Genomic DNA, 7,126 nt, shown 5'->3' with positions numbered 1-7,126 from the left:
AGCATCAATTTGCTGATCCATCCAGACAAATATTCGATGTCATGCCGATTACAGAGGCTCCTGCCGAGTCATGTCGGTAAAATGCGGGTTTTGACGTTCTGGAATCACGGATTCAGGTTATACTCATCAATATGGAACTGCTTCCGATTTTCCCGCGTACAGCGCCGGCAATAAAATCATTGTTCATCGATACTGGATAGTCAATGCACATGCGGGTGATACCTTGCAGTTTGGCTGGGTTCGTGAAGCCGATGCTGCTGAGGACAATTGCGGCATCGTGAAAGTTGTTGGTATCAAGATTGCGTACGAGACGAACCAGGGGAACGATGCCCCGTAGAGCTATCTTCCTCAATGGCAGTGTGTTTTCTCGAAGGGCTTCTGATTAGAAATACCAGCAACAGCAGATACAGGCCTATACCGGCGGTATCGGCCACGACATCCCAGAGGGAGAAAAAACGTCCCGGCACAAAATACTGAGCGCATTCCAGAAAAATGCCGTAGCCAAGCAGAGGCAGGCCGTGACGCCAGCTGAAAGCCGTGTTGGGCCAGCTGGCATGGGTGAGGAAGGCCAGCAAAACAAAAGCCAGGGCATGGCCCAGCTTGTCGTTTACATTTTGCTGCAGCAGATCCGGGATGGGCGTGAGCGCCATGTAGGTGATGATCAGCAGCGCCAGCCCAAGCATGAGCCTGGCGCCGGTCTGATCACAACGGTTGAGATACAGCGTGGGCATCTGTGTGGACAACCTGTCCGGACGTGACAACTCAGTCCTTCTGCTCTCTGGCAATAGCGCGGTAGGCGATGTCCTTGCGGTATTGCATGTTTTTCCAGCTGATTCTGTCCACCAGGGCATAGGCTTTCTGTTGTGCTTCCGTCACGCTGTCGCCCAGGGCGGTCACGCAAAGCACCCTGCCACCGGCGGTGACGATGTGGCCGTCCTTTTCGGCGGTGCCTGCATGAAACACCTTGGTATCTGCCATTTCTTCCTCAGGCAGGCCTTCAATGATATCGCCGGTTTCGTAGGCGTCGGGATAACCGCCGGCAGCCAGGACAACCCCCACGGCGGCCTGCTTGCTCCAGCGGGCTTCTTCCCCGTCCAGCTCGCCTTCCAGAGCCGCCAGGCAGTGGGCCACCAGATCGGACTGCATGCGCATCATGATGGGTTGGGTTTCCGGATCACCGAAACGGCAGTTGAATTCCAGCACCCGGGGATTGCCTTCGGCATCGATCATCACCCCGGCATAGAGGAAGCCGGTATAGGGTGTGCCGTCAGCTGACATGCCGGCGATGGTGGGTTCGATGATCTGGGCCATGATCCTCTGATGCATTTCCTCCGTGACCACGGGAGCCGGGGAATAGGCGCCCATGCCACCGGTATTGGGACCGGTATCGCCTTCGTTGGCCGCCTTGTGATCCTGGGAGCTGGCCATGGGCAGGACATGTTTGCCGTCGGCCATGACGATAAAGCTGGCTTCCTCGCCGTTGAGAAATTCCTCGATGACCACCTTGTGGCCGGCTTCGCCGAAGCTGTTGCCCGACAGCATGTCTCGCACCGTGTCTTCTGCGGTCTTCATGTCGTGAGCGAGGATCACGCCCTTGCCCGCAGCCAGACCGTCTGCCTTGATGACGATGGGGGCGCCCATCTTGTACAGGTATTCCAGGGCCTCGTCCACATCCGAAAAGCTGCCGTAATCGGCGGTGGGTATCTCGTGGCGGGCGAGAAAGTCCTTGGCGAATGCCTTGGAGCCTTCCAGCCGGGCCACCCGCTTGGTAGGGCCGAAGCATTTCAGGCCGGCGGCAGTGAAAATATCCACGATACCGGCCACCAGGGGTTGCTCCGGGCCGACGATGGTCAGGCCGATGCCGTTCTGCAGGGCGAAATCACGCAGGCCTTTGACATCGTCAGCCGCAATGTCCACATTCTCCATCTTTTCTTCCAGCGCGGTACCGGCATTGCCGGGGGCAACGTAGATCCTGTCCGCCAGGGGGGATTGGGCGGCTTTCCAGGCCAGGGCGTGTTCGCGTCCGCCACCGCCGATGATAAGAATGTTCATGTGCTGACTCTCCTCAGTGCCTGAAATGACGCATGCCGGTAAACACCATGGCCATGCCGTGTTCGTTGGCTGCTTCGATGACTTCTTCGTCGCGCATGGAGCCGCCAGGCTGTATCACCGCAACGATGCCCGCTTCGGCCGCGCTGTCGATGCCGTCGCGGAAGGGGAAGAAGGCATCGGATGCCATGACGGAGCCTTTTACCTCCAGTCCCGCATGTTCGGCCTTGATGCGGGCGATGCGGGCAGAATTGATGCGGCTCATCTGGCCGGCGCCCACGCCGATGGTCATGTTGTTCTTACCATAGACGATAGCGTTGGATTTTACGAATTTGGCGATACGCCAGGTGAACAGCAGATCAGCCATTTCCTGCTCTGTAGGTTCGCGTTTTGTGACGACCTTCAGTTCGTTGTACAGGGAAAGGTCGGCATCCTGTACCAGCAGGCCACCGTTTACACGTTTGAAATCAAGGCGTTGCTCCGGGTTCTCGTTCCATTGACCGCATTCCAGCAGGCGCACGTTCTTTTTTGCGGCGACTGCTTCGGCGGCTTCGCCGGAGACGGCGGGTGCGATGATGACTTCCACGAACTGGCGTTCCACAATGGCCTGGGCGGTTTCGGCGTCCAGCTCGCCGTTGAAGGCGATGATGCCGCCGAAGGCGGACTCGGGGTCCGTGGCATAGGCCTTGTCATAGGCTTCCAGCAGGTTGTCGCCGATGGCTACGCCGCAGGGATTGGCGTGCTTGACGATGACGCAGGCCGGACCTTCACTGAACTGCTTCACGCATTCCAGGGCTGCGTCGGTGTCGCCGATGTTGTTGTAGGACAGTTCCTTGCCCTGGAGCTGGTGGGCGGTGGCAATGCAGGCTTCGCGCACATCGTCTTCCCGGAAGAAGGCTGCCTTCTGGTGGGGGTTCTCGCCGTAGCGCATGGTCTGAACCTGGCGGTACTGCAGGTTGATGGTGTTGGGGAAATCCTGCTTTTCACCTTCGGGAACGATGGTCCCCAGGTAGTTGGCGATGGCGCCGTCGTAGCGGGCGGTGTGTTCGAAGGTCTTCACCGCCAGGCGGAAACGGAAAGCGTCATCCAGGGCGTTGCCATTGTTCTTCATCTCGGACAGGATCAGGGCATAGTCGGCGGGATCCACCACCACGGCAACGTCTTTGTGATTTTTAGCCGCGGCGCGGATCATGGTGGGGCCGCCGATGTCGATATTCTCAATGGCCGTGGCCAGGTCGCAGTCCGGGTTGGCCACGGTCTTCTCGAAGGGGTAGAGATTCACCGCCACCAGGTCGATGGGACCGATGCTGTGTTCTTCCATGACTGCGTCGTCCGTGCCCCGGCGCCCGAGGATGCCGCCGTGGATCTTCGGGTGCAGGGTCTTCACCCGGCCATCCATCATCTCCGGAAAGCCGGTGTAGTCGCTGACCTCGATGACGGGAATGCCGTTGTCGGCCAGAAGTTTCGCGGTGCCGCCGGTGGAGAGGATTTCGACGCCGGCCTGGGCCAGGCCCTGGGCGAATTCGGTGACGCCTTCCTTGTCTGAAACACTGATGAGGGCTCGGGTAATGGTGGTCATGATAGGGATTCCTGAAAAGTTGTTGGGGAACAGGGGCTTGCGGGGATGGTGGGTATTGGATCAGATGTCGTAGAGCGCCAGTTTCTTGCGCAGGGTGCTGCGGCTGATGCCCAGTACGGCAGCGGCCCGGGTCTGGTTGCCGTTGGTGTGTTCCATCACGGTCTGGAACAGGGGGCGTTCGACCTCTTCCATGACCAGCTGAAACAGGTTGTTGGCGCCATGGCCATCGAGCTGGGTGAAATAGCTGTTGAGCGCATCACGAACGCAGTCGCTCAGGGATTCTTCCCGGGACTGCTTGTCCACTACAAAGGTTTCGGCATTCATGCTGCTGCCCATATCTTCAAAACTCACGCTGCCTTCCCCCTTGAGTCCCGGCAATAAAAAAACGCTTTGATCAGGTCTTGCTGACCTTTTGTGTCTTCCACCTGATTGATTTTCTGGCGAAATGTTGCGGCTCCCCGCAGATGCCTGCTGTACCAGGCGATGTGTTTGCGCGCGATGCGCACGCCATGCCGCTGGCCATACAGGCTGTACAGCGCTTCCAGGTGCTCCAGCAGCAGATCCCCAATCCACTGCGATTCCGGCTCCTGCAACTGCTCGCCGGTGGCGAGATAGTGGGCAATCTGGCGAAAGATCCATGGCCTGCCCTTGTGCTGCACGGCCTATCATGATAGCGTCAGCGCCGGTAAATTTCAGCACCTGTTTTGCCTTTTTTTCATCCTGAATATCGCCATTGGCAACCACCGGAATGCTAACTGCCTGTTTTACTTCGCGAATGGTTTCGTACTCCGCTTCACCCGCAAATTTGCAGGCGCGGGTGCGGCCATGCACCGACAGCATCCAGATGCCGCTTTCTTCGGCAATTCTGGCGATAGTGGGAGCATTGATGCTTTGCCTGTCCCAGCCGGTGCGCATTTTCAGGCTCACGGGCACGTCTACGGCGCCGACGACAGCTTCCAGTATGCGCCCCACCAGGCTTTCGTCGCGCATCAGCGCTGAGCCGGCGGCCACCTTGCAGACTTTCTTCGCCGGGCAGCCCATGTTGATATCGATGACCTCCGCGCCGTAATCCACATTGATACGGGCAGCCAGGGCAAGTTTTTCGGGATCCGTACCCACGATCTGCACCGCAATAGGTGAGTCTTCTCCTTCGTGATGCAGGCGGGTCTGGGTTTTCCTGCTGCCCCACAGGCTGGTATCTGCGCTGATCATTTCCGATACGGCCAGTGACGCGCCAAAACGCCGGCACAGCTGGCGGAAGGGCAGATCCGTGATGCCTGCCATGGGTGCCAGTATGAGATTGCCGGACAGCCTGTGGTTGCCGATCTGCATCAGGAGTCCGCCGGGATAAAATCCAGCTCGAAGCCGGAAATGTCGGCGCTGGCGGGTTGCAGCTTCAGGTGAATCTCCAGGAGTTCACCCGTCTGTACGGTTTTGTCGGGATCGTTGTCCCTGGCCATATAGGTTTGAGGTGCAAAGGTGCGCCTGGCAACGGTAACTTGCCGGTGATCGAGCAGGCTCAGCTGCAGGGCAGGGAGCTTCTGTGCGGAGTTGCTGTCGTTGCGCATCAGGATGTCGAGACGATAGACACCGGGACTGGCGCTGTCAGCAACCAGGGTGCGGTCCACCACGCGAAACGGCTGGACCCTGTGTTTCAGTTGGGGCAGGGTGCAGCCGATATAGGGGCAGACCGTCTCCGCAGCAGCGCGCAGCCGGGGGTACTTCAGGAGCCTTGCTTTTTCGATCCAGGCAAACTGTAGCAGCGCGGCGCACAGCAGCAGGATCACAGACAAAGTGGCGAACAGGGGTGCGGACTTTCTCGGCGGGGTGAGTTCGGGTGCAAAAGGTGTTTCCCCGTCATCTTTCGCGCCGCTGTCTCCGCCAGCTTTCTTTTCACCGTTGTTTTCTTCCGGCGCTTTGGCGCTTTCCCCCGGAGGCTGGAGTGCTTCGGCGGGTTCGGTGTCCGGTAAATCGCTGTCCGCCTTTTCTGCCGGTGCTGTCTCCCGGGGAGTATCCGAAGGGGGCTTTTTGTCAGACTCGGAGTTGTCGCCACGCTTTTCCTGCTTGTCCAGAGAGTCCTGCAGTTGCAGCAGCAGTTCCTGCATTTCCTCATCGGGCTGCAGGTCTTCGATCTGGATGTCCGTATCGGTTTCGGGTGGCGGCTTCGGGGCTTCGTCCGGCGCATCCGGGTTGCCCTTTACGGTGAATACATGATGGCATTCGCTGCAAACCACCTTGAAATCGGCTTTTTTCAGCGTGGATGTGCGGATGTTGTAGATCAGTTTGCAGTGAGGGCAGCGGGTTTTCATGTGCGTGTCCCGTCCAGGCGAACCCACTCGCCGAGGCGCGCGGGGGGAAGGAAGCTGATGCCGGGCTCATAGGCCTGCATGACCGCCTGTGCCTGATCCTCGAGAATGCCTGAGAGTATCAGCTGCCCGCCGGGTCTGACCAGGGGACTGATACTGTCCTCCAGCGCCGTCAGTACGTTGGCGAGAATGTTGGCGAGCACCACGTCGGCGGCTTCGGGGTGGAAGTCCTCCGGGGTGCAGGTTTCCAGGCATTCTGATACGGCGTTCTGCACCGCGTTGTTGTGGGTGGCGATGAGTGCCTGGGGGTCGTGATCCATGGCGATGGCGCGGGCGGCGCCCAGTTTCAGTGCGGCAATGGCCAGGATGCCGGAGCCGGAGCCGCAGCCGAAGTCGATGACGGTCCTGCCTTTCAGGCTGGCCCCGTCCAGCCATTGCAGGCACAGGTCGGTGGTGGGATGGGTGCCGGTGCCGAAGGCCAGGCCGGGATCCAGGTGTATGACGGTTGCGTCCGGCGCTGTCACCTGTTTGCCCGTGGGGCAGATCCACAGGCGCTGTCCAAACTGCATGGGCCGGAAGTGCTCCAGCCAGGTGCGCTCCCAAGCCTGGTCCTCGAGGATTTCCAGCCGCAGTTTCTGACTGTTGTCCCTGGACAGTGTCCGGTCGATGCGGGCGCGCAGGTCGTCGGCATCCGTGCTGTTTTCGAACAGGGCGGTCACCCGGGTATGGCTCCACAGGGGCATTGCTCCCGGCGGGGGTTCGAGCATGGGCTCGTCCTCGGCATCGGCCAGGGTGATGGAAATCGCGCCCAGCTGTTCGAACAGCAACTCGATGAGAGGTGCCTGGGATTTTTCCACTTCGAGATGTGCTTGTAGCCAGGGCATAGCGTGATCCGGATATCGGGGCTGCTTATTCTAACCTCAAACCGGGTTCAGTATGTGAACCGAACGCCTGTTTCAGGCGGGAAGGTGCTGCTCCAGCCAGTCGCGAATCCAGTGACTGGCCCGGTTGCCGGCAAAGCGGGCGATTTCCTCGCCTGCCACGAACAGCATGATGGTGGGGAAGCCGCGCAGTGTCGGGTACCATGTGATTATATTCCAAAAAGGAGCTATCCTTTGTTCCGAACCCGCCAGATATTGAACGACTGGCTCACGCAAAACCTGGAGGAAGCATAACGCCATGGTTATCCATC

6 protein-coding genes and 2 pseudogenes are annotated in these 7,126 nt (G+C 59.3%); all 8 read right to left on the bottom strand.

Annotated elements, in window-relative coordinates; all coding sequences use genetic code 11:
- Window positions 1-293: 293 nt before the first annotated feature.
- Window positions 294-761: a VanZ family protein gene (locus tag ACOCD2_RS09490; protein WP_293647146.1), complete on the bottom strand. Its 468-nt coding sequence runs from the start codon at window positions 759-761 to the stop codon at window positions 294-296.
- Between the two features lies 1 nt (window position 762).
- A complete protein-coding gene (gene purD, locus ACOCD2_RS09485) occupies window positions 763-2,052 on the bottom strand; it encodes a phosphoribosylamine--glycine ligase (protein ID WP_293647144.1) in 1,290 nt (429 codons plus the stop codon).
- A 13-nt stretch (window positions 2,053-2,065) separates the two neighbouring features.
- On the bottom strand, window positions 2,066-3,628 hold the full coding sequence (purH, locus tag ACOCD2_RS09480) for a bifunctional phosphoribosylaminoimidazolecarboxamide formyltransferase/IMP cyclohydrolase (RefSeq protein ID WP_293647142.1): 1,563 nt from the start codon (window positions 3,626-3,628) through the stop codon (window positions 2,066-2,068).
- A gap of 60 nt (window positions 3,629-3,688) precedes the next feature.
- The gene (locus tag ACOCD2_RS09475) at window positions 3,689-3,820 is read right to left on the bottom strand and encodes a helix-turn-helix domain-containing protein (RefSeq protein WP_293647148.1); all 132 of its coding nucleotides are present in this window, start codon (window positions 3,818-3,820) and stop codon (window positions 3,689-3,691) included.
- A gap of 155 nt (window positions 3,821-3,975) precedes the next feature.
- Window positions 3,976-4,960, bottom strand: a pseudogene (dusB, locus tag ACOCD2_RS09470) (tRNA dihydrouridine synthase DusB).
- Window positions 4,960-5,937, bottom strand: coding sequence for a zinc-ribbon and DUF3426 domain-containing protein (locus ACOCD2_RS09465; RefSeq protein ID WP_293647140.1), 978 nt, complete (start codon window positions 5,935-5,937; stop codon window positions 4,960-4,962). The pseudogene dusB and the gene ACOCD2_RS09465 overlap by 1 nt, the downstream one beginning before the upstream one ends.
- On the bottom strand, window positions 5,934-6,818 hold the full coding sequence (gene prmA / locus ACOCD2_RS09460; protein WP_293647138.1) for a 50S ribosomal protein L11 methyltransferase: 885 nt from the start codon (window positions 6,816-6,818) through the stop codon (window positions 5,934-5,936). The genes ACOCD2_RS09465 and prmA overlap by 4 nt, the downstream gene beginning before the upstream one ends.
- A 72-nt stretch (window positions 6,819-6,890) precedes the next feature.
- Window positions 6,891-7,126, bottom strand: a pseudogene (locus ACOCD2_RS09455) (hypothetical protein); the annotation flags it as partial.

The sequence above is a fragment of the Thiolapillus sp. genome, from assembly GCF_048562965.1.
GTDB classification, from domain to species: Bacteria; Pseudomonadota; Gammaproteobacteria; order Chromatiales; family Chromatiaceae; genus Thiolapillus; species Thiolapillus brandeum_A.
The sequence above is the reverse complement of the archived record's forward strand: the minus strand, read 5'-3'. Positions and strand labels throughout refer to the sequence as shown.

Bases quoted from the DNA above. Each gene is read 5' to 3' on its own strand.
- prmA (WP_293647138.1), bottom strand. From the start codon at position 6,818: ATGCCCTGGCTACAAGCACATCTCGAAGTGGAAAAATCCCAGGCACCT.
- purD (WP_293647144.1), bottom strand. From the start codon at position 2,052: ATGAACATTCTTATCATCGGCGGTGGCGGACGCGAACACGCCCTGGCC.
- ACOCD2_RS09475 (WP_293647148.1), bottom strand. From the start codon at position 3,820: ATGGAAGAGGTCGAACGCCCCCTGTTCCAGACCGTGATGGAACACACC.
- purH (WP_293647142.1), bottom strand. From the start codon at position 3,628: ATGACCACCATTACCCGAGCCCTCATCAGTGTTTCAGACAAGGAAGGC.
- ACOCD2_RS09465 (WP_293647140.1), bottom strand. From the start codon at position 5,937: ATGAAAACCCGCTGCCCTCACTGCAAACTGATCTACAACATCCGCACA.